At 34.7% G+C, this 21,913-nt stretch carries 18 protein-coding genes, 1 tRNA gene and 2 pseudogenes; 11 read left to right on the forward strand and 10 right to left on the reverse strand.

Annotated elements, in window-relative coordinates; translation table 11 throughout:
• The first annotated feature begins 138 nt into the window (after nt 1-138).
• Nucleotides 139-1,284 carry an SBBP repeat-containing protein gene (locus BZ25_RS00140; protein ID WP_103065849.1) on the forward strand — a complete coding sequence of 382 codons (1,146 nt, stop codon included), beginning with the start codon at nt 139-141 and terminating at the stop codon, nt 1,282-1,284.
• A gap of 45 nt (nt 1,285-1,329) precedes the next feature.
• Here BZ25_RS00140 and mnmG read toward each other — a convergent pair whose 3' ends face one another.
• The 4 genes from mnmG to BZ25_RS00160 all read right to left on the reverse strand — a co-directional run bounded on the left by mnmG (nt 1,330) and on the right by BZ25_RS00160 (nt 6,090).
• The gene (gene mnmG, locus BZ25_RS00145; RefSeq protein ID WP_121515306.1) at nt 1,330-3,207 is read right to left on the reverse strand and encodes a tRNA uridine-5-carboxymethylaminomethyl(34) synthesis enzyme MnmG; all 1,878 of its coding nucleotides are present in this window, start codon (nt 3,205-3,207) and stop codon (nt 1,330-1,332) included.
• Between the two features lie 104 nt (nt 3,208-3,311).
• Nucleotides 3,312-4,403 (reverse strand): N-acetylglucosamine-6-phosphate deacetylase, encoded by a 1,092-nt coding sequence (nagA, locus tag BZ25_RS00150; protein ID WP_121515307.1) that lies wholly within the window; start codon nt 4,401-4,403, stop codon nt 3,312-3,314.
• Nucleotides 4,404-4,417: 14 nt separating this feature from the next.
• Nucleotides 4,418-5,338 carry an SIS domain-containing protein gene (locus BZ25_RS00155; protein ID WP_121567160.1) on the reverse strand — a complete coding sequence of 307 codons (921 nt, stop codon included), beginning with the start codon at nt 5,336-5,338 and terminating at the stop codon, nt 4,418-4,420.
• A gap of 26 nt (nt 5,339-5,364) precedes the next feature.
• Nucleotides 5,365-6,090: a GntR family transcriptional regulator gene (locus tag BZ25_RS00160; RefSeq protein WP_121567161.1), complete on the reverse strand. Its 726-nt coding sequence runs from the start codon at nt 6,088-6,090 to the stop codon at nt 5,365-5,367.
• Nucleotides 6,091-6,238: 148 nt separating this feature from the next.
• On the opposite strand from BZ25_RS00160, the gene BZ25_RS00165 reads away from it, so the two are divergent.
• Nucleotides 6,239-6,928 (forward strand): hypothetical protein, encoded by a 690-nt coding sequence (locus BZ25_RS00165; protein WP_121567162.1) that lies wholly within the window; start codon nt 6,239-6,241, stop codon nt 6,926-6,928.
• Between the two features lie 83 nt (nt 6,929-7,011).
• Here BZ25_RS00165 and BZ25_RS00170 read toward each other — a convergent pair.
• A tRNA-Val gene (locus BZ25_RS00170) sits at nt 7,012-7,086 on the reverse strand.
• Nucleotides 7,087-7,443: 357 nt separating this feature from the next.
• Between BZ25_RS00170 and BZ25_RS00175 the strand changes: the two genes are divergently transcribed.
• The 7 genes and pseudogenes from BZ25_RS00175 (at nt 7,444) to BZ25_RS00200 (ending at nt 16,264) form a co-directional block, all read left to right on the forward strand.
• Nucleotides 7,444-9,297: an ABC transporter substrate-binding protein gene (locus BZ25_RS00175; RefSeq protein WP_012209368.1), complete on the forward strand. Its 1,854-nt coding sequence runs from the start codon at nt 7,444-7,446 to the stop codon at nt 9,295-9,297.
• Nucleotides 9,298-9,420: 123 nt separating this feature from the next.
• Complete coding sequence (locus tag BZ25_RS00180; RefSeq protein WP_012209369.1) at nt 9,421-10,458, forward strand: ABC transporter permease; 1,038 nt, start codon at nt 9,421-9,423, stop codon at nt 10,456-10,458.
• A gap of 10 nt (nt 10,459-10,468) precedes the next feature.
• Nucleotides 10,469-10,582 (forward strand): annotated as a pseudogene (locus BZ25_RS10605) (ABC transporter permease); the annotation flags it as partial.
• Nucleotides 10,583-11,050: 468 nt separating this feature from the next.
• Nucleotides 11,051-11,794, forward strand: a pseudogene (locus tag BZ25_RS10610) (ABC transporter permease); the annotation flags it as partial.
• Between the two features lie 19 nt (nt 11,795-11,813).
• Nucleotides 11,814-12,833 (forward strand): ABC transporter ATP-binding protein, encoded by a 1,020-nt coding sequence (locus BZ25_RS00190; protein ID WP_121515312.1) that lies wholly within the window; start codon nt 11,814-11,816, stop codon nt 12,831-12,833.
• Entirely contained in the window at nt 12,833-14,011 is a 1,179-nt protein-coding gene (locus BZ25_RS00195; protein ID WP_121515313.1) for an ABC transporter ATP-binding protein, read from the forward strand. Before BZ25_RS00190 ends, BZ25_RS00195 begins: the two co-directional genes overlap by 1 nt.
• 216 nt (nt 14,012-14,227) lie before the next feature.
• Nucleotides 14,228-16,264, forward strand: coding sequence for a methyl-accepting chemotaxis protein (locus tag BZ25_RS00200; protein ID WP_121515314.1), 2,037 nt, complete (start codon nt 14,228-14,230; stop codon nt 16,262-16,264).
• A gap of 225 nt (nt 16,265-16,489) precedes the next feature.
• On the opposite strand, the gene BZ25_RS00205 is transcribed toward BZ25_RS00200, so the two are convergent.
• The 4 genes from BZ25_RS00205 to BZ25_RS00215 are packed head-to-tail and all read right to left on the reverse strand — an operon-like array spanning nt 16,490 to nt 18,598.
• A complete protein-coding gene (locus BZ25_RS00205; protein ID WP_121515315.1) occupies nt 16,490-16,948 on the reverse strand; it encodes a SoxR reducing system RseC family protein in 459 nt (152 codons plus the stop codon).
• Nucleotides 16,917-17,840, reverse strand: a complete 924-nt coding sequence (gene thrB / locus BZ25_RS00210) for a homoserine kinase (RefSeq protein WP_121515316.1) — start codon at nt 17,838-17,840, stop codon at nt 16,917-16,919. The genes BZ25_RS00205 and thrB overlap by 32 nt, the downstream gene beginning before the upstream one ends.
• A 24-nt stretch (nt 17,841-17,864) precedes the next feature.
• Nucleotides 17,865-18,041: a hypothetical protein gene (locus BZ25_RS10200; protein ID WP_158584805.1), complete on the reverse strand. Its 177-nt coding sequence runs from the start codon at nt 18,039-18,041 to the stop codon at nt 17,865-17,867.
• Nucleotides 18,038-18,598: an RNA polymerase sigma factor gene (locus tag BZ25_RS00215; protein ID WP_121515317.1), complete on the reverse strand. Its 561-nt coding sequence runs from the start codon at nt 18,596-18,598 to the stop codon at nt 18,038-18,040. Before BZ25_RS00215 ends, BZ25_RS10200 begins: the two co-directional genes overlap by 4 nt.
• A gap of 277 nt (nt 18,599-18,875) precedes the next feature.
• On the opposite strand from BZ25_RS00215, the gene BZ25_RS00220 reads away from it, so the two are divergent.
• Together BZ25_RS00220 and BZ25_RS00225 are read left to right on the forward strand one after the other, a co-directional pair.
• Nucleotides 18,876-20,171, forward strand: a complete 1,296-nt coding sequence (locus BZ25_RS00220) for a Glu/Leu/Phe/Val dehydrogenase (RefSeq protein ID WP_121515318.1) — start codon at nt 18,876-18,878, stop codon at nt 20,169-20,171.
• 110 nt (nt 20,172-20,281) lie between these two features.
• On the forward strand, nt 20,282-20,722 hold the full coding sequence (locus BZ25_RS00225) for a hypothetical protein (RefSeq protein WP_121515319.1): 441 nt from the start codon (nt 20,282-20,284) through the stop codon (nt 20,720-20,722).
• Here the strand turns inward: BZ25_RS00225 and BZ25_RS00230 are convergent.
• Entirely contained in the window at nt 20,711-21,892 is a 1,182-nt protein-coding gene (locus BZ25_RS00230) for a PLP-dependent aminotransferase family protein (protein ID WP_121515320.1), read from the reverse strand. The two genes, BZ25_RS00225 and BZ25_RS00230, sit on opposite strands and share 12 nt — an antisense overlap.
• Between the last annotated feature and the right edge of the window lie 21 nt (nt 21,893-21,913).

The following is a 21,913-nucleotide window of genomic DNA, read 5'->3' on the forward strand; positions in this document are numbered from 1 at the left end:
ACTTTGATTTTGAATTTGGGGTTTTTAAGGGGTTTGCCCCTTAACGTCAGAAGATAATTTTAAATTCAGAAATTAGATTTAAAGATAGTTTTAGAGATTTTTAAGACAGTAAAATATAAAAAGATAGGAGGGATTGTGGTGAAATCAAAAATTGTTTTGGTATTGGTGTTAACAGTATCTCTTTTTGCGATGGCTTCTTTAACCCTTGATTGGGGAAGAGTATACACCCTTGGTGGATCTCAGGAGATCTTCGATGTAAAATCTACAGATGAGGGGGTATATCTTTTTGGATACACCAATGAAAAAGGATTCAACGAAGATATTTTAATTTTGGAATTCGATCAAGAGGGTAACGTAGTTTATGAAAACAAGTTAGGTGGAAATTACAACGATTGGGCAAATCAAGGAATTTTAACTTCTGATGGTGATATGCTCTTGGTTGGAACATCGAATTCTTACGGAAGTGATTCAGATTTCTACGTTTCAAAAATAGGTAACAACAAATTCTCTACGAACATTAATAAACTAGGTAACGACAAAGGTTCAGCTGTTGTAGAAGTAGAGGATGGCTATGTTGTAGTAGGCTATGGTTCCGATCCTGATACATTAAACATGCGAGGAAAAATGGTAAAATTGAATAAAGAAGGAAAAGTTGTATTTGAAAAGTGGCTTCCTTACTTTGTTGCTGGCTCTGATACTAAACCTTTGAGTATTCAAAAAACTTCAGACGGTAATTTCATCATTGCAGGCACGGTAGTACAATTATTTGAAAATAAGACCCAATTTTATCTGGCTAAGGTTGATCCCAATGGAGAAGAAATCTGGACCAAAGTTTTTGCTCCAAGAGATTATGCTAGAGGCTTCGATGTTAAAGAAGTATCTGGAGGCTACGTAGCAGTTGGTTATGAAGGTTCATGGGATTCAAAATGGTCAGATATCTATGTTGTAAAGGTTAACCCAGAGGGACATATTTTGTGGGAAAGTTTTTATGGAGATGTAGAAAGTGATCACGGTTATTCAGTTGCCGTAGGTCCAAATGGAAATATATACGTTGCGGGATACGTTACAACCCTGAACGGTGACAAAGATTTTGCTATACTTGAATACGATAATAACGGTAATTTGTTAAGTGAAAAATCTCTCGGTGGATACGGCGATGATGTCGCTTATGCCCTCGATATTGATGATAATGGAAACCTCTATGTTGCAGGATATTCTCAATCATCAGATATAGGTGCAGATGCTGAGAAAGATGTCTTTATATTAAAATACACCGTAAGATAAATTTTTAAACCGCCCCCTGTCCTATTGGGGCGGTTTTTATTTTAACTACCTTATTTTATCTTTTTGCTTCAAATAAATTCTTAAGTTTATAGCATCAGCCGGATTTATGCCAGGTATCCTTAAGAGTTGTCCAAAAGTTTCTGGCTTAATTTTTTTCAATTTTTCTTTAGCTTCATAGGCAATGTTGTTAATTTTGTCATATTCTATATCGCTTGGTATCTTTTCCTTTTCGAGCTCTTTCATTTTTGCGATCTCATCTTGCATCCTTTGAAAATATCCGTTATATTTGAAGTGAATGTCGATTTGTTCGATAACTTCCTTTTCTTCAACTGCTTCTTCGTCTAAGTGTTTTAAATCATTATAAGATATTTCACTTCTTTTGAGTAATTCACTCATGTGAACAGGCTGAGTGATTTTTGAAGAGCCTTTTGAGGCTAAAATGTCGTTAACTTGATTAGGTGATACCTTAATTTGGTCCAATCTCTCAATTTGATGATTTATCAAATTTTCCAATCTATGAAGTTGCTCGTATTGTTCTTTGCTTAGTAAACCGTATTTGTATCCATACTTATACAACCTTAAATGAGCGTTATCATGTCGGAGCAACAACCTGTATTCAGCTCGAGAAGTCAGTAATCTGTAAGGCTCATCAACTCCTTTTGTGATAATGTCGTCAACAAGAACCCCAAGGTAAGCCTCGGACCTGTCAAGAATGAAAGGTTCTTCTCCTCTAATTTTTAGGGCAGCATTAATTCCTGCTATAAGTCCTTGACCTGCGGCTTCCTCGTAACCACTTGTACCATTGATTTGGCCAGCCAAGAATAATCCTTCTATTTTTTTTGTTTCAAGGTTGTGTTTCAATTGGATCGGATTTACAAAATCGTATTCAACGGCATAAGCAGGCCTTTCAATTATAGCATTTTCTAAACCAGGTATAGTTTTCAAAATCTCAATCTGCGCTTCAAAAGGTAAACTCGTACTCAATCCATTTAAATAGATCTCTTTTGAATGTTTGGATTCCGGTTCAAGGAAAAATTGATGGGTATCCTTATTGAATTTCATAACTTTATCTTCAATGGAAGGGCAATACCTAGGGCCTTTAGATTGTATTAATTTGACATCTCCATACAAAGGCGAGAATGCGATATGTCTTCTAATAACTTCATGGGTCTTACTGTTGGTTCTTCCCAGATAACAAGGATAATCTTTCGATAAGACTTTTGGCTGACTCCAATAAGAAAAAGACAGAGGTTCATCCGCGGTCTCTTGAATATCAAACTTAGAAAAATCGATAGAATCTTTTCTTATTCTGGCAGGTGTCCCGGTTTTAAATCTCGATACTTCTAAGCCTTCTTTAATCAAAGAATATGTCAATGAATTTGCGGGAAGTTCTCCCATTCTTCCTGCTTCGAAGGTGTTCCTACCAACAAAAATTTTGCCTCTCAAAAATGTTCCTGTAGTTAAAATCACGGCTTTGGCAAAGTATTTTATACCTAATTCTGTTTCTAACCCGATCACTTTACCGTTTTTTACTAGAATACTTTTCGCTATTCCGTGTCTCAGAATCAGATTGACTGTGGTTTCTAAGATTTCTTTCATTTTTTGTGAGTAATCATATTTGTCGATTTGAGCTCTTAAAGCCCTTACAGCGATACCTTTACTTGTATTGAGCATTCGGATGTTGATCATCGTTTCATCTGTTACCTTTGCTTGTACTCCTCCTAAAGCATCTATCTCTCTGGTAACAACACCCTTAGCGGGTCCTCCGATAGCAGGATTACAAGGAGCCCATCCTAAAGTGTCTAAATTTATATTCAATATTAAAGTATTCATTCCCATTTTAGCTGAGGCTAAAGCAGCTTCAATCCCGGCATGGCCAGCTCCTACAACAATAACATCAAAACTGTTTTCTTTGTTTTCCAAAAATCATACCTCCATTTTTTATACTTGACTTTACAAACTCTAAGTCTCTCTTTAGCGCCCCTAGGAAAATTATCTTTTCTATGTTTTATTATAGCACACAATGTTTAAAATACCTTTTCACCTTCGAAGATGGTTTCTTTCACGTTCAGGTCTTTGTCTAAAATGACAAGGTTTGCATAGTAGCCAACTTCAATCCTTCCCTTATCGTAAATATGTAGGTCTTGAAGTGCGTTGTATGAGGATACCTTTGCAAGCTCTTGTAGTGTACAATTGGTAAATCTTTTAAAATTTTTGACACCTTCGTTGAAAAGTAGTGTACTCCCAGCGATCGTTCCATCGCTAAGTGTTGCTTTGTTGTTTTTTACTGTGACTGTTAAACCACCTAATTCGTATTCACCGTCTTGTAACCCTGCAGCGGCTATAGAATCGGTTATCAATATAATTTTGTCTGCTCCTTTTATTTTGTATACCAACATCACAAACTCAGGAGAAAGATGAATCCCATCACATATCATTTCTATATTAAAATCAAAATAAAAGCCAGAACCTGTTCCCCCTATGTTACGATGATGTAGCGGTGTTAATGCGTTTGAAAAATGGGTGATTCTGTTAACTCCTGATTCGAAAGCTTTTTTGAAGATATCAAAATTCGCAGAAGTATGACCTAATGAGATCACTACATTCTTTTCTTCAAGATAATTTATTGCTTCAATAAAACCGTTAACCTCCGGTGCCATGGTTATTAATTTTACTTTATCGCTAATTATCTCTTTTAGTTCCTCCAAGGAAGGATCTCTTATATACTGAGGGTTCTGAGCTCCTTTTTTTTCTACATTTATATAAGGACCTTCCAAATGAATCCCTTCGATTGAAGAATTCACATCTTCTATACTGTCCAAAACTTTTAAAATCTGTTCTTTAGTGGCTGAGACCGTTGTTGGTAAAAAAGTAGTTACACCGTATGAAAAATTATTTTTTGCCCAAATTTTGAACTCTTCCCTTGTTGCATGCATCGTATCTATACCCATTTGTGCATGGGTATGAGGGTCCACAAAACCAGGCATAATGATGGTATCGAAATCTTCATAACCATAATCTTTTCTTATAACTCCAGAAATCGTTTTGCCTTTTATTTCGATATCTCCGGTATATTCTCCGTTTATAGGATCCACAATTAAAACTTTTTCTAACTTCATCTTAATTTTACCTCCTACAATTTGACAGATTTCGAAAGATTCTTAGGCGAATCTGGATTGTATCCCATTTGTACAGCCTTTTTATAACCTAAATACTGTATGGGAATGAGCCTTAGAGGAGCTTCAAATCCTTTCATATCTGGGATTTTTATATGTCCATCAGTAGAATTCAATAAGACTTTTCCTCCCAATCTTTCGATATCATCGGTCAATTCTTTCTCTTCTTTCATACCCTTTGAGTTTAAGATAACCAACGTTTTGTTTGTGAGTGTGGATATAGGTCCATGTCTGTACTCTAAAGGCTCATGGTATTCAACGTACTGTAAAGCCATCTCTTGTAATTTAAGGGCGCCTTCTTTTGAAATGCCATAATTTTCATCGTACCCAAGAAAGACAAAATGTTCATACTTTTCTAAAGCTAACTGATCAATAATCTTTTCGGAATCTTCTAAGATTTTTTCACTGTAATTATAATAATCATTTTTTTCTATCCCGTTTAGCAACATTGCCAGTATAAAAACAAAAGACCCGGTCATAACAACACTGTTTTCTGCAGTAAAATCTAAAGTTATATTTTCTTCACATTGTTGAGTGATTGAAGAATTCTTTGAAGACGTTATTCCTATGGTTTTCATGCCTTTTTGACTTAATTTTTTTGCCGCTAAAACAGTTTCAGTTGATTCACCGGTTCTGGTTATTAAAATTGCAACATCACTGTCAGGAATATCATCAAAAAGCATAACATGTCCACCGGTGAGCACTTTTGCTTTATAGCCATTTTTGTTCAATATTTCTTTCATTATAAATCCAATGTTGTATGAAGAACCGCAACCAACAAAAAGATATTTTTTCTCTTTTGAAAAAGAAAAATCAAACTCATTTAACTGACTTAAGAGATTGGGGATTCTTCTTATTTCATCTAATGTATAGTGCACTTTTATACTACCTCCTCAGAAAAATCTTATGCCTTTCTGACTATCTTGAATTTGTATTTATCCCCTCTGTAAACTGATTTAACGTATTCAATACACTTTTTATCTTCTATATAGGTATATCTCGTTCTCAATGCAGCAATAGAGCCTTCACTTTGAGCCAAATATTTAGCTTGTTCTTTGTTTAAAGTTGTTACCTCGAGAGTTTCAACAGCATGAGTGAATTTTATGCCGTATTCGTTAGTTAGTATTCTATATAACGATTCTTTTGACATATCCCTTTCTATTACGTTCAATACCCTTATGTCTGCATTGGGATTCAAGTATGCTGTTTCGATTGCATAGGGCTCTTCATCTAAAAACCGAATCCTTTTTAATAGTACTACTCTCCCGTCTTTTGGAACTTTAAACTCTTCAACTAACTCAGGGGGAATTTCTACTAATCTGTTTTCTAACACAACAGATTTAGTTGAATGACCTTGTTTAACTGCCTCATCGGTAAAACCTGTAAGCCTGGTTAATTCTTCTTCTTGCTTTTGCCCTGTATAAAATGTTCCTTGCCCTCTTTTTCTTGTTATTAAACCTTCTTTAGAGAGCTCTTCCAAGGCTCTTCTTACGGTCAAACGTGAAACACCAAATTTATCGCATATCTCGTTTTCTGTTAACAACTTATCTCCTTTTTTATAATCTTCCTCTAATTCTCTTTTTAAGTCCAGATAAAGTTTATAATAGAGCGGAATAGGGGCTTCTTCCATTTTAATCTCACTCCCTTCTTATTGGTATATTCCAATTATATAATAGTTATAACAATAAGTCAAATTGAAGATTGATTTTTCTAAATTATATGTGCTAAAATATTGAATGTTAGAACTGTAGAAAAAAATAATTAAGGAGCCATGCGCAATGTACAAAGATGAACTAGAAATGCTCGTAAAATTTTTAGGAGAAGACCTATTAAAAGAAGAAAATCAAAAAAAACTTCAAGAACTTGTTTTTAGAAAAATTAAAAGAAAAGAAGATTTTCAGTCAACACACGAATTACTCAAAACACTTGAAAGTTATGAGTTAAGGGACTTTTTATATTCAAAACTTTTAGAAAGTTATTTTTCTATCTTCAATATTATTTATGAAGAAGGTATCCTAAAATACGGAGATGAAAGTTACAAAGTTACCATAGATAACCAAACTTTCGATTCTCTTATCGAATTACTGGATGAATCAGAAATAAATGGAGAAATTCTATTTTATCTGCTCTCTAACGATTTAAAAAAGAGGGTAGAAATTATACACCAATTGATAAACGGAAGATCAAGAAAAGAGTGGAATGAAGAAGAACTAAAAAGTTTTGTGAAAAACTTAAAACCACTAACTACAAGTTTTCTTGAATTATTGATCGAAAAAGGGAAGTTGAAGTCTGAAGAAATCATGGCAACCTTAGAATTGAAGAACAAAAAATCAGTTTCCGCCCTGGTAAGCGCCATAATCAGAAACGCCCCAAACGATAAAGAAAAATTAATTTTTAAAGATAATGAGTACATATGTATTAATGAAAAGTATAGAAACAAAATTTTTGAAATTATGAATAAATCATAAAAAACAAAAGCAGGAAGAATTTCATCCTGCTTTTTTTAGCAACATATATGAGAAAAGCGAAAAAGTTGAACAAGAATGAATGGTGGTGGGTGCGGTAGGGATTGAACCTACGGCCTCTTCCGCGTCAAGGAAGCGCTCTCCCACTGAGCTACGCACCCTTTCTAATCGTTTAAAGTATATCATATTTTTTTAACTCTGTCAATAAAAGCTAAATTTTATAAACCATGAAAAAATTTTCATATTTTAATTATTTCGTTAATATTTGCTTTTAATTGGACTTAATCGCTTATAATTCCTTCAGATAATCCGTAATCGAACTTGATAAAAATCTAATTTTATGGAATACTATTAATATGATGATTTGCGTCAAACTTGCAAATAAAAGGGATTTTTTTCAAATTAAAATTTATTACTTGTGTATTAAGATGAAATGTGATAAAATATATAAGGAAATTGTTTGGTAAAGTATTGTTAGTGTGTACGAAAGCTAATAAATTTGCAAAGGAGGTAGAGGTATGAAAAAAGTTTTTATTGTTCTTATGGTTACTTTGATGGGTGTTTTTGCTTTTTCACAGGTTAAAAACCCTGATATGATCTTCGATGCAACACTAAGTGAGCCAGATACTTTAGACCCCCACCATGCTTATGACACTTCTAGTGGTGAAGTTATTTTCAACGTATATGACAACTTGATAGCATACGATGGAGAAAGTTTGTCCAAGTTTGTTCCTATGCTCGCGACAGTTGTCCCTACAGTTGAAAATGGTTATTTGAGAGATGGTGGAACAACATATGTCTTCCCAATAAGAGAAGGTGTTAAATTCCAGAACGGTAACGATTTAACCCCTGAAGATGTCGAATACACCTTCGAAAGAGCGCTGTTATACAACCCTGCTGGAGGACCAGTATGGATGTACTTAGACCCTATGTTTGGTGTTTTCAGCATTAGAACACTAGTAGAAGACTATGTAGGTGCTTCATGGGATACCATATTTGATGATGATATGAATCCAACAACTCCAGAATACGAAGAAGCTTTAGTTAATTTCTATTATGATGTAATAGATCCTGCAGTAGAAGTTCAAGGTAACGAAGTTCATGTTCATTTGGCAAGACCTTTTGCCCCATTTTTGAATGTACTTGCTTCAGGAAGTGGTTGGGGTGCGATATTAGACAAAGAATACTCTATAGAAATAGGTGTATGGGATGGAAATGCAGAAGGTTGGTGGAAGTATCACGGATGGACGAAAGAACAGTCTCCTTATTTTGATCATGCTATGGGAACTGGTCCGTATAAGTTAGTAGAATGGGATCACGCTCAACAAAGGATAACGCTCGAAAGATTCGACGATTACTGGAGAGGTCCCGCACCAATAAGAAGAGTAATTATTCAAGGTATAGACGAATGGTCAACAAGAAGAGCTATGCTTGAAACAGGCGATGCAGACATAGCTTATGTTCCTGCTCAGTATTTAGATGTTGTGCTTTCTATGGATGGTCTGACCGTTATTCCTGGTACGCCTGAGGTTTCAATTACTTCTTTAGGCTTCAATTGGCAAGTTGATCCTGAGTCCCCATACATTGGCTCTGGTCAATTGGATGGAAACGGTATTCCACCAGATTTCTTTGAAGATCATAATGTTAGATTAGGTTTCGCGTATGCCTTTGATTATGATGGTATGATAAATGAAGTCTTGAACGGTTTGGGTGAAAAAGTTCCTACCGCTTTGCCAACCGGATTCTTAGGGTATAGTGAAGATCTCCCGACATACGAATTGGATCTGCAAAAGGCTGAAAATTACTTTAAACGTGCTTACAAAGGTAGATTATGGCAAACAGGTTTCAAAATGACTATTCTTTACAATACAGGGAACGATTCAAGGAGAGTATCTGCTGAAATATTGAGAGATAATTTAGCAAAGATAAATCCTAGATTCCAAGTTGAAGTTAGAGGAGTTCAATGGCCAACTTACTTAGATGAAAGAGAAAATATGATGCTTCCTGTTTACATCATTGGTTGGGTTGCTGATTTTCCTGATCCACATAACTTTATTTTCACCTATTACCACAGTGAAGGTGATTACGGAGGGTACTACGGCGATAACTTTGCGGAATTTGCAAGCTTGCCAAGACCAGAATTTGGTGGAAAATCATTGAACAAAATGATAGAAGACGCAGCCCTTGAATCTGATCCTGCTGTAAGAGAGCAAATGTATATAGATATTCAAGAATTTGTCTTTGATTATGCTCTTGTTTTGCCTCTTTATCAGCCACAAGGGTTGAGAGTCCATCGTTCTTGGCTAAAAGGATGGATAAATAATCCAATTTGGCCCGGCGATTATTACTATAACTACACTAAAGTAGAGTAATAATTCTGCTAAGATAATGTAAAAAGAAAGTTTTTTGTAGTAAAATTTGAAGAGAGGGGTTTTCCCCTCTCTTTTTAAGTGATTACTTATTAAGTATAATTCACAGAGCGGAGGTGTCTACTTTTGACAACATACATCATCAGAAGGTTGTTATTACTACCTTTGATTATGTTAGGTGTTACTTTGATAGTTTTTTCTATGCAACAATTACTAGGACCTTTGAAACTTTTATCTACCTATGTTGATCCAAATACTTATGCAAAATTATCCGATCAAGATAAAATCGTTTTAATGGAGCAGTACGGTTTAACAGATCCTTGGCCAGTTAGATACGGCAAATGGATAGGGAATTTGTTCAAGGGTGATCTTGGTTGGTCTGTAGTGGGGAAAGAACCTGTTTTAGATGCTTTATTACACAGGTTCCCCTATACGGTAGAATTAGCACTATACGCTATTTTTCCTATAATAGGGATTGGTATATGGTTGGGGGTTACCGCTGCAGTTCATCATAACTCATTTATAGATCAGGCTATTAGAATATTTGCTTTAATAGGTTGGTCTTTGCCAGATTTTGTTTGGGCAATACTGGTCTTATTGATATTTTATATAGGTTTGGGATGGTTTCCACCAGGTAATCTGAGCTTATGGGCAGACGAAGTTGTAAAAAGTGCTACCTTTAATAATTATACTAATCTTTTGACTATAGATGCATTACTCAACGGAAGAATCGATATATTTTGGGATGCTTTAAGGCATATTTTAGGACCCATTATTGCCATTTCTTGGTTATGGTGGGCTAATCTATTGAGAATTACCCGATCTTCGATGTTGGAAGTTCTTAGAAGAGATTATATAAGAACTGCAAGATCAAAAGGTTTACCAGAAAGAGTAGTCATAAACAAACATGCCCGAAGAAATGCTCTAATTCCAGTTGTAACAACCGCAGGTCAAATGGTTATTGGTTTGTTGGCAGGCGTTGTTATAGTAGAGATGGTTTTTGTTAGAACAGGTTTGGGATCATTTGCGGCAACAGCGGCTCAGACTCTAGATTATGCTTCTATAATGGGTGTTTTATTATTTACTTCTTTCATACTTATTGTTGGAAATCTTATAATCGATATATCGTATGCATTTATTGATCCAAGAATCAGGTTAGGGTGAGGTGAAAATTGTGAGTGAAGAAGCAAAAAGGGCTTTGAAGCGTTTTTTTACTAATCCTTCTGCTATCATAGGTTTTTCTATATTGGTATTTTTCATAATCTTAGCAATATTTGCTCCAGTAATTGCACCTCCTCAATTACCAAAAGAAAGAAACTTGGAAAGAGCCCTTGAATTAGTAAATGAAGATCCAACAGGGAATAAGGATTCCATTATTCAAGAGTTTCAAAACTATTGGGAAGATACATATTTTTTCGCTGAAATGGATTATCAAGATATATCAAGATTGATGGAAAGTGTTGAAAAGTTTGAAGATGGAGAGATTGAAAAAGAAGTATTAAAATCTCAAATTGAAGAATTAGTTGATATGTACGTTCTAAATAGGTCCTACTATGAAGATTTTGATGAGGATACTAATGGTGTAATTAGAAGGTTGAGAAATGAATATGAAAGTGTCGTAGAAAGATATGAAAGGTCTTTACAACTTTCTGAAATGATCGGTGATCTCCAGTCACTCGAAGGTCAAGATTTCAAAAATGAAGCTTTAAACGTTTATGAAACCTTAAACAAAGATTTTTTGAACTCAATTGATTTTGATCCCTACATGATCCCCAATGCAGTTTCAACATTAGAACCTATACCACCATCTTCTGAACATCCCTTTGGGATAGTAAATCAAAAGGATATTTTTTATGGTGTTGTATGGGGAAGTAGAACCGCTTTTCAGATAGGGCTGGTAGTAGTTTTAATTTCAACCGCTGTTGGCCTTTTTATTGGTTCAGTGGCTGCTTATTTTGGTGGTTGGCTCGAAGAAGTCCTGATGAGAATTACAGATATCTTTATGTCCATACCTTTTATGCTTGCAGCTATGGTTTTAACAACTATTTTAGGTCTTGGAGTTAGAAATATGATGATTGCTCTGATAATTTTTGGATGGATGGTCACAGCAAGATTGATCAGAGGGAACATCCTTCAAGCCAAAAACGAGCAATACGTTATGGCCGCAAAAGCACTTGGGGTAAGAGACGCGGCGATTATAGTTAAACATATCTTACCTAATACGATATTTCCAGTTTTGATAAATGCTACAATGAGGATTGGATCGATGGTTATTACTGCCGCAGCGTTGAGTTTCTTAGGTTTAGGTGCTCCACAAGGATACGCCGATTGGGGATCCATATTATCCTATTCCAGAGACTGGATCATTGGTGGTACAAGTCCTGGCCAATACTGGTTCACGATCTTGTATCCTGGAGTCGCTATGATTCTTTTTGTCATGGGTTGGAATTTACTCGGAGATGCCCTAAGAGACGTTTTTGATCCAAGAATGAGACGATAAAGTGAGAGGAGGAAGCTTTTTGAAAGATAACAATAGTGAACCTATACTTCGTGTTAATAATTTGCATGTTCATTTTAAGACGGAAGACGGAATAATAAAAGCCGTCAATGGTGCTAGTTTTGAGCTTTATCCAGGTGAAACCTTGGCAATAGTAGGAGAATCTGGTTCAGGGAAAACTGTTACAGCGCTAAGTACTATAAGGCTACTAGACGAAAACGGATGGATCTCTGAAGGAGAAATAAAGTACAAAGATACTGATGTTTTATCTTTATCAGATAACCATCTCAGAAGGATACGTGGTAAAGAGATTTCCATGATTTTCCAAGAACCTATGACTGCCCTTAACCCTGTATACACTATTGGGGAGCAGATCATGGAATCTCTTGAATTGCACCTTAATATGAGTGAAAAAGAAGGCAAAAAAAGAGCGATTGATCTATTAAGAAAAGTTGGTATTCCCGAACCAGAGAGGAGAATCGACCAATACCCTCACGAATTATCTGGTGGAATGAGACAGAGAGCCATGATAGCTATGGCGTTAGCTTGCAATCCTTCCATTCTTATAGCCGATGAACCAACCACCGCATTGGATGTTACCATTCAGGCACAGATACTGGAACTCATGAAAGATTTACAAAATGAGTTTAAAATGTCTATAATCTTTATCACACACGACCTTGGAGTAATTGCAGAGATGGCTGATAGGGCTTTAGTTATGTATGGTGGAGAAGTAGTTGAAAGTGGTGAAATCAAAACCATTTTTAAAAGGCCAAGACATCCGTATACTTGGGGGTTGATGAATTCTATTCCCAGGATAGATAAAGAAGAGGAGAGGTTGCTTTCTATTCCTGGAGTAGTTCCAAACCCCTTGAACTTTCCAAAAGGTTGTAAATTTTCAAATAGGTGCTTCTTCGCTGATCAAAAATGTGTGAATGAGGATCCTAACTTGGAAGAAGTAGAACCTCGCCATTTTTCCCGTTGTTGGCACATCGACAAATTATTGGACGAAATGAACAAAGTCAAAGAAGGTGAAGTATAGTGCCAAATAGTGACAAAGTAATCCTAAAAGTTGAAAATTTGAAAAAATATTTTCCTGTTAGAGCTGGGGTCTTCAAAAGAACAGTCGCCCAAGTTCTAGCTGTAGACGATATCAGCTTTGAAATAAAAGAAGGCGAAACTCTGGGGCTTGTTGGTGAGTCTGGTTGCGGTAAGAGTACAACAGGTATGACAATTTTAAGATTATACGAACCAACAGACGGACGAATTATAATGGGAGAGCAAGACACTACACCATGGTTCATGAGAGGTACTACTATTAATAAGTATGTTAAAAAGATTTATGCTGAACGATTTGAAAAAATGAAAAAAGAATTGGGTTCAGAAGAAGAAGTAATTAAAAAATTAGACAATGAAATAGACAAAAAATACGCACAATTATATTTTCAAAATGGAGTAAGTGAAATAAGAAAAGATTTGTTGAGTAATTTGGCTGAAAAAAGAAGATCCTTTAGAAAAAATGCCCAAGTCATCTTTCAAGATCCATATTCTTCGTTAAATCCTAGAATGAGGGTACTGGATATCATAGGGGAAGGTATGAAAGTGAATAAAATGGGTACCTCTTCTGAAATAAGGGATAGAGTTGCCAACTTAATGGAAACAGTTGGATTATCCAAAGATTACGTCTATAGATATCCTCATCAATTTTCTGGTGGACAAAGACAAAGAATAGGGATAGCACGTGCTTTGGCGTTGGACCCAAAATTAATCATTTCTGATGAAGCTGTTTCTGCTTTAGATGTTTCTATTCAATCTCAGATCATAAATTTAATGGTAGACTTGAAAAACGATTACGGCTTAACCTATGTTTTTATAGCTCACGATTTGGCTGTTGTGAAACACATAAGCGACAGAATAGCAGTTATGTATCTAGGGAAGATAGCTGAATTAACAACAAAAAAAGAGCTCTTTGATGAGCCATTACATCCTTATACGGTTTCCTTGATGTCCGCTATTCCCATTCCAGATCCAGAAGTTAAGAAGAAGAGAGTGGTTTTACAAGGTGATGTACCAAGCCCCCTAAATCCACCTTCAGGTTGTAGATTTCATCCTCGTTGTCCAATTGCCAAGGATATTTGCAGTAAAGAAGAACCACCACTTAAAGAAGTTAAGCCAGGACATTTTGTATCATGTCATTTTCCTGGTGAGTTTAAAATTTAAAAGCTTGGGTTTTACCCAAGCTTTTTTTAATGTGCGCCCATCATGAACAATAGCTAAGAAGAGAAGTCTTTAAAATCGCATCAGGGTATTTATATAAAATTTAAAAAGTTGTTTAATTCTTTTCAAAAAAAGTGTACGTAGAAAAAAATAAATATATGAACAAATGATTAAATAATATGGTATCATATAAAAAATATTTGGGGAGGAGTTAGGGCTATGAATTTAAAAACTAAGCTTATTTCTTGGATAATTTTGTCTGTTTCGGTCGTTTTTGTTTCTATTTTTGCTTTTGTTTTTTTAAATGTGGAAAACTATTTTAGGGATTTGAGTGTGAAATATTCTGAATCTGTTTCAGCACAGTATGCAAATCAAGTTGAAATGTACCTTGAAAGTTCTATGGATGCCGCAGGGTTTTTATCTGAATCTTTTTCCGGTTTTTTGAAGGAAAATGATATGGATAGAGATACTGCAGAGGCTTTGGCAAGGGGTATTTTGGAAAACAATCCTAATTTCTATGGAATAGGAATATATTTGGAAGACAAAAATTTGAATATATTTTTGAACAGAACTAATAGTTCAATAAACGTTGAAGAATTTAACAGCGTACAAGATTGGTGTGAACAGTGTGAAGATGCAAATAAAGAGATATTAACAGAACCTTTTACCAAAAATGTTGGCGGGAACGAACTTACTTTTGTATCTACTATTTCGCCTATAAAAGTTAATGGTAGATTTGCTGGTGCGGTTAAGGTAGATCTAAATTTGGAGCCTTTAAAAGAGATTAATAACCAAGTAAGGATCTTCGATACTGGTTTTGGAAGGCTTATGTCAAATCAAGGTATTGTTGTATTTCATCCAGATGAGAGCCGAGTTGGTGACTTGTTTGGAGACGCTGTAGGTCCAAATGGAGAAGAGATTCTTAGAAAAGTTCAAGATGGCGAATTTTTTTCAGAAATGGCGTATTCAATTTCTCTTGAAGAGTATACTTTTAAGTCCTATCACCCAATTTTTGTTGGGGAATCTGACACACCTTGGAGTTATGGTACAGTTATAAGAGAAGAGGAAATGTTAGGAAATATGAAAGAACTACAAAATATTATTTTGATATTGGCGATATTAGGTTTTATTTTTATGTCTATTATTCTTTATTTAATAACTTCAAATTTGGTTAAGAATATTACTAAAGTTAAAGATCATTTGGAAAATAACGTAGCTAAAGGCGATTTAACTGTTGAATTTGATGATAAATTCAAAGAAAGAAAAGATGAATTTGGAAAGCTTGCAAGAACTGTGGAATTGATTCAGAAAAACTTATCGTTAATAATAAATGATGTTAAGGGGATATCTCAAACAACAAATGAAGATTCTGAAGTGTTGAGCGAGATGTCAGAAGAGTCTTCAAAAATGAGTGGAGAACTTTTGGAGTATACAAGCTCAATAAAAGAAAAAGCTTATAATGCGAGACTGGCTATGGAAGAGATTAATAAAAGTGTTGGAGAGGTTGCAAATTCAGCTCTTTCAATTGCCGATTACACACAGAATCTTTTTGAAAAAGCCAACGATGTGAAAAACTCAACAGACAATGGAAACAAGAGTGTTAGTGAAATTGTTTCTACAACCAAGAACGCAAAAGCTCAATCAAAAGAAACTATAAAAATAGTTACAGAAGTGAAAGAAAAATCAGACAAGATAGGACAAATTGTTGAAGAAATAGACGCTATAGCCGAGCAAACTAACCTCTTGGCACTTAATGCAGCTATAGAAGCTGCAAGGGCTGGAGAAGCTGGTAAAGGATTTGCCGTTGTTGCAGAGGAAATAAGAAAATTAGCAGAAGAGAGTAGCTCTACAACAACTAACATTGAATCGATTTTAAAAGAGATAAAACAAGGTATAGAAAAAATTAATAATTCAACAAACGAATCTTATGATACAGTTGAAAAAATAGCAAATAAATCAGAGATCATTTCTAAAGAGTTTACAGAAATTTATAATCAAGTCGATGAAATTAATTCGATGATAAATAATCTTACCGCCACAAGCCAAGAGCAAAGTGCGGCTGCTCAAGAAATTTCGGCGACAGTAGACAACGTTTCCGAAGAAATAAAAACTATTTCCGATGATATAGAACAAATAAACAACCTGACTAACGATCAGACAGAACAATCTAAAATATTAAAAGAAACTGCCGAAAAATTAAAAAACATCTCTGCAAAGTTGAACGAAGAAGTGAATAGGATCAAAACAAATGGATAAGAGTCTCGAAAAAAATTAATTTATTTAGCGTTCTTGAAAGTAAAGGGCTGTTGGAGATTATCCAATAGCCCTTTTTTGTATTTGAACTTTTTTGATTTTTCCATTTTTTTTAGATACAAATTAATTCTCTTTATAGTTCATACATCAAGATTTTCGGATGCACCGATTCATATTTGTGATTTTTTAGCACGCCTTGAAGAAAAACGTAATAAGCTTTTAAAGACTTTAGATTTCTCCTTTTTCGTGCAACTTTAGATCTATTTTCTTCTCTAACTTTTGTAGTATGACTGGTAAGTATCTATCTTTTAATTTTTTTCTATCGTACTGATGAATTAAAAAATAAGTAATTCCCAATCCTAAAATGCCAGCTAAGAAAGAGAAGATATCTGAAAAGCCCAAAGTATAGAGAATGGAAACTATAGACAAGAAAACTATTAAAGGAATCCCATAAGCTAAAAAAGAAAGTTTCACTACTGGAACTTCAGGTAATTCTACAACTACTTTATCTCCTTTTTTTAAATCGACTTTTTCCGTGTTCTTAGCTTTTAAATTCAACTCGTTTGAACCACCTAATAGGGTACAGCCACCTTTCATGGCACAGCTTTCACATTCTTGCGTCCTTATGGTCCTCAAATAAATGTAATTATCGTCTTTATCGATAACGTCCATTACTTCCCTCATCATTTAATACCTCCAATCCATTATGACATACGTCCAAAACCGTTACTTTATAACCTTGATCAAAGTGAGAAAGAAAATTAACCATTTCATTTTCAATATTTTTATAATCTCCATCTAAAATTCCCATGATTGTTGGCCCAGAACCACTCAAGAAATACCCCTTTGTACCTATTTTCATCAATTTAGACGTTATTTCTTCCCAGTAGGGGATAAAATCTTTACGATATGGCTGATGAATTTTATCTTTCGTGGCTTCTGTCAAATTTTCAAAATGAGAGGTTACAAGAGATGCAACAAGGAGGCCAACTCTGCTTATATTAAACACCGCATCTTCAATGGGCACATTTTTTGGTAAAAGTGAACGAGCTTTTTTGGTAGAAAAATGAAAATCGGGGATAATTGCCAATAATTTCAACTGAGTTGGTAAATCCATTTTTACATACTTAACTTCTTTTTCCAACAAACTTCCTACTGTCAATCCTCCAACGAATGCAGGTAGAATATTATCCGTATGTCCATCCATTGTAGCTGCTAAATATATTATCTCTTCTTTCTTCAAAGGATTATTAAGTAGTTCATTGGCAACTACTAAGCCTCCGACTATACAAGCTGCGCTACTTCCCAAACCTCTTGCTATGGGTATATTATTTATAAGATTTATGCGAAGACCCTTCGGATGAATATTTACTGCGTCAAACAATCGCTTCATAGCCTGATAAACTAAATTATGCTCATTAGTTTCTATATATGCTTGATCTTCAATCGGAATATTAATTTCTAGGCCAAAGTTTATTTCTTCTACTTCTATGATATTGTACAATTGTAAGGCTATCCCTAAACTGTCAAATCCTGGTCCTATGTTGGCAGTTGTGGCTGGAACTTTGACTCTTATCATTTCTTCAGCCCTTTCATTAAGTGATTATCCAAGATTAAGTTTGTTTTTAACATTGTTGATAACAGAGTTTTCGCAGGAAAAATATGTTTTTATAATGCCCCTATATATATCGATCATTTTCTTGCAATTTTCGTTCAACTCATCTTCCTTGATTTTTCCCTCAAAAAATTCATTCAACAATTCTTCTTCTTTTTCGTTCATACGAAGTTAGCCTCCTCTATCAATTGTCTCAATTTTTTCCTCGCGTAATGCAACCTACTTTTCACCGTCCCAAGAGGGATTTCCATTATCTCAGCAATTTCATTGTAACTCAGCCCATCGATATCCCTTAACTTAATCAGTAGTCTTTCTTCTTCGTCTAATTTTTCCATTATATTTAAAATCATTTGGTAATCAAGCTCTTCTAATACTTCATTTTTAACATTGCTATTGGAAATTGCTTGGATATTATGATTTTGCTCTGTTTCATCTTCAAAATCCACCGAAGTTTCTTTAATTCTTTGATATTTGCGAGAATAATTTTTCCCAACGTTGACAGCTATTCTATAAATCCAAGTAGATAACTTGGAAAGGCCTTTAAATCCATTTATCCCTCTAATAATTCTTATAAAAACTTCTTGAAGGGCATCTTCTATTTCATCGTGGTTAACGTAATTTCTTAAAACCCCATAAATTTTTGGGGCATACTCTTCATATAATTTTTTAAAAGCATCAGGATCATTTTTTTTAAGATCTTCAATGAATTTTTCCTCTGTCAATTTGACTCTCTCCCATAATAAATTGTTCATTTTATTATATCATAAATTGTTGAAGAGATTCTATGAAAAAATTTTCTTTGAAATTTTTTTCATAGTTGACAAAAACCTTGATATTTGGGCATAAATTACTATAATTGCTTCTAATCGCCTAAGAATAGATTTCTTTGGATTTGAAACTTTGAGAAAAAAGGGATAAAATATTTATGTACAATAATAATGAAGTTCTATAGTAGTTTATAGAAAGAGAGAAACAATTAGAAAAAGGAGGATTCTAAAGATGGAAGAAACAAAGAAAGTAAGCTTATTTGATAACGCAGTTAAGCAATTCGACAGAGCCGCTAGAATCATGGAATTAGATAGAAATTTAAGAGAAGTATTAATCAAACCTAAGAGAGAACTCACAGTTAATTTCCCGGTGCGTATGGATGATGGGTCAATCAAGGTTTTTACCGGTTATAGGGTACAACACAATGTTTCTAGAGGTCCGGCAAAAGGTGGAATTAGATACCATCCAGATGTCACATTAGACGAAGTTAAAGCTTTGGCTTTTTGGATGACTTGGAAGTCTGCTGTAGTGGACATCCCCTATGGTGGGGCTAAAGGTGGCGTTACAGTGGATCCCTTTAAACTTTCGGATTCTGAATTGGAAAGATTGTCGCGAAGGTTCTTCTCTGAAATTCAAATCATAATAGGTGAAGAAAAAGATATCCCCGCCCCAGATGTAAACACTAATGGTCAAATAATGTCTTGGTTTATGGATACATATTCTATGAATATAGGACATACAACTTTAGGTATAGTTACAGGGAAGCCTTTAGAGATCGGAGGTTCTGAAGGAAGAACAGAAGCCACTGGAAGAGGAGTAAATATATGTATCGAGGAAGCCGTAAAGTACTTGAAAGACAGGGGAAGATTAAATAAAAAGGATGAAGCAATAACTGTTGCCATTCAAGGGTTTGGTAACGTTGGTTCTTATTTAGCTTTGACCATCACAGAAGAAACTAAATATAGGTTGGTTGCAATATCTGATTATAGTGGTGGTTTTTATAAAGAATCTGGTTTTACTGCTGAAGAAATTCGTAGTCTAATGGATAGAACTAGAGATAGGAAAGCATTGTTAATGGATGTTAATGAAGAAGGTTATAAAGAGATAACCAACGAAGAATTATTGAGGTTAGATGTAGATGTTTTTGCTCCATGTGCTATGGAAAATGCAATTAATGAAAATAATGCAGATGATATAAGAGCAAAACTCATCGTTGAAGGAGCCAACGGGCCATTAACTCCTGAAGCAGACGATATCTTGTTGTCTAAAAATGTCTTCATAGTACCGGATTTCTTGGCAAATGCTGGTGGCGTGACGGTTTCGTACTTCGAATGGGTACAAGGACTTCAGTGGAATTTTTGGGAACTTGAAGATATTAGAAAGGCACTTCATAAAAAGATGAAGAATGCATTTTGTGACGTTGCTCAAACAATGAATAAGTATGAAGTTGATATGCGAACGGCTGCATATGTTAGAGCCATCGAACGTGTGGCAAATGCTACAAGGTTAAGAGGCATTTATCCGTGATGGCAAAATAACAAAAATTACCCCTTTCTCAACTATTCAGGAAGGGGTAATTTTTTGGTTACTTAAGTCGAGTAAAATAGAACGAGTTTATTTAATAAAGGGGTGGAAAAATGGCTTTTACTTTAATTTCGGTATTCATAAACGCTACAATTGGTTTTTTTCTGGTTGATATTCTATATTGGATTTTTTCACTTGTAATTTTAGGTATTATACCTTACATTTCCTGGAAAAAAAGTATGTACAGCAAATTGGGTAACTTTATTTTGTTAGTAGGGATTTTATTTTCTTTTTTTGGGTATTTAAATAATTTTGATCCATCTTATTTTTATTTATTGATTAATCTTTCTGCCTTTTTTGCTGTTCTTTACACAGCGTTTAACAAAAAATTGTTAATCATTTTATCTTGGATGTTAAATGGTTTTTCGCTTGGATACATCATAGCATCATTGAGAAACTTAAATTTGGGCATCGTGTTTGGGATTATTATTTTCCTTATAGGATTAAGGGATGCATTTTTGCCTAAAAAGTTTGATGAACATTTAAACGACTAATTCTTGTATTGTAGAGGCTAACCTTTTTATCCCCTCTTCAATACTTTCTTCATTTGAACAGGAATAATTTAATCTCAAGGTATTTACATTTTTTTTATCAATGTAAAAAGGGTCTCCGGGGACGAAGGCAACCTTTTTCTCAATAGCTTTGTCAAACAACTCAAGAGCCGAGATGTTGTTAGGCAAAGTTACCCAAAGAAACATTCCTCCTTGTGGATTCGTATATTCTACATCTTTGGGGAAATATTTTTTAATACTGTCTATCATTGCATTTTTTTGTGAACCATACCTTATTTTTATGTTCCTTATATGTTTGTCTAGATCGTTCTCTTTCAAGAACTGGTATAGTATCCTTTGTCCTACATGGTTAGAATGGAGATCAGCACCTTGTTTAGCGGTTACAAGATTTTCCAGTACATCTTTAGGAGCCACCACCCAGCCTAGTCTAAATCCTGGTGCAACAATTTTAGAGAAAGACCCTAAAAGTATCGTTTGTTCAGGAATCAATTTTTTGAATGAAATATTATCTTCTCCTTCAAACCTTAACTCTCCATATGGGTCATCTTCTATAAGGTAAATATTGTGTTTTTTCAACATCTCAGCTATCTTTTCTCTATTTTTATTTGTATAAGTAATTCCTGTGGGGTTTTGAAAATTGGGGACGGTGTAAAGTAATTTTGGTGAAAATTCTTCCAAAACATCTTCTAATTCTTCTAAATCAAGACCTTCTTGGCATAGTTTTACAGTTTTAAAATTTTTTGTGTATACAGATAATGCTTGTATGGCTCCTAAGTATCCAGGTTCTTCAATTGCGATAAAATCATCTTCATTCAAAAATAATTTCCCGAGTAAGTCAAGGGCTTGTTGAGAACCATGAGTTATTAAAATATCATCTTGTGTAATATTTAAACCTCTCTTTTCGTGGTACCTATTGGCGATAAATTCTCTTAAGGGTGGATATCCTTCTGTGGTACTGTATTGAAGAATCTCTTTACCGTGATTATCAAACTGAGAAACAGCGGCATTTTTTATTTCTTCCACTGGAAACAAATCAGCGTTTGGTAAACCGCCCGCAAATGAAATTATTTCGGGGTCATCAACTACTTTAAGTATCTCTCTTATAAAAGAACGCGGAACGTTTTTCATACGATTAGCGTATATATTTTTCATTTTTTTCACTCCTCCTGAGAA

The organism is Petrotoga sp. Shatin.DS.tank11.9.2.9.3 (assembly GCF_003665005.1).
GTDB lineage: Bacteria > Thermotogota > Thermotogae > Petrotogales > Petrotogaceae > Petrotoga > Petrotoga mobilis.

Coding starts and splice junctions, on each gene's coding strand:
- nagA (WP_121515307.1), bottom strand. CDS start 4,403: ATGAAGTTAGAAAAAGTTTTAATTGTGGATCCTATAAACGGAGAATAT.
- BZ25_RS00160 (WP_121567161.1), bottom strand. CDS start 6,090: ATGGAAGAAGCCCCTATTCCGCTCTATTATAAACTTTATCTGGACTTA.
- BZ25_RS00165 (WP_121567162.1), top strand. CDS start 6,239: ATGTACAAAGATGAACTAGAAATGCTCGTAAAATTTTTAGGAGAAGAC.
- BZ25_RS00175 (WP_012209368.1), top strand. CDS start 7,444: ATGAAAAAAGTTTTTATTGTTCTTATGGTTACTTTGATGGGTGTTTTT.
- BZ25_RS00200 (WP_121515314.1), top strand. CDS start 14,228: ATGAATTTAAAAACTAAGCTTATTTCTTGGATAATTTTGTCTGTTTCG.
- BZ25_RS00205 (WP_121515315.1), bottom strand. CDS start 16,948: ATGATGAGGGAAGTAATGGACGTTATCGATAAAGACGATAATTACATT.
- thrB (WP_121515316.1), bottom strand. CDS start 17,840: ATGATAAGAGTCAAAGTTCCAGCCACAACTGCCAACATAGGACCAGGA.
- BZ25_RS10200 (WP_158584805.1), bottom strand. CDS start 18,041: ATGAACGAAAAAGAAGAAGAATTGTTGAATGAATTTTTTGAGGGAAAA.
- BZ25_RS00220 (WP_121515318.1), top strand. CDS start 18,876: ATGGAAGAAACAAAGAAAGTAAGCTTATTTGATAACGCAGTTAAGCAA.
- BZ25_RS00225 (WP_121515319.1), top strand. CDS start 20,282: ATGGCTTTTACTTTAATTTCGGTATTCATAAACGCTACAATTGGTTTT.
- BZ25_RS00230 (WP_121515320.1), bottom strand. CDS start 21,892: ATGAAAAATATATACGCTAATCGTATGAAAAACGTTCCGCGTTCTTTT.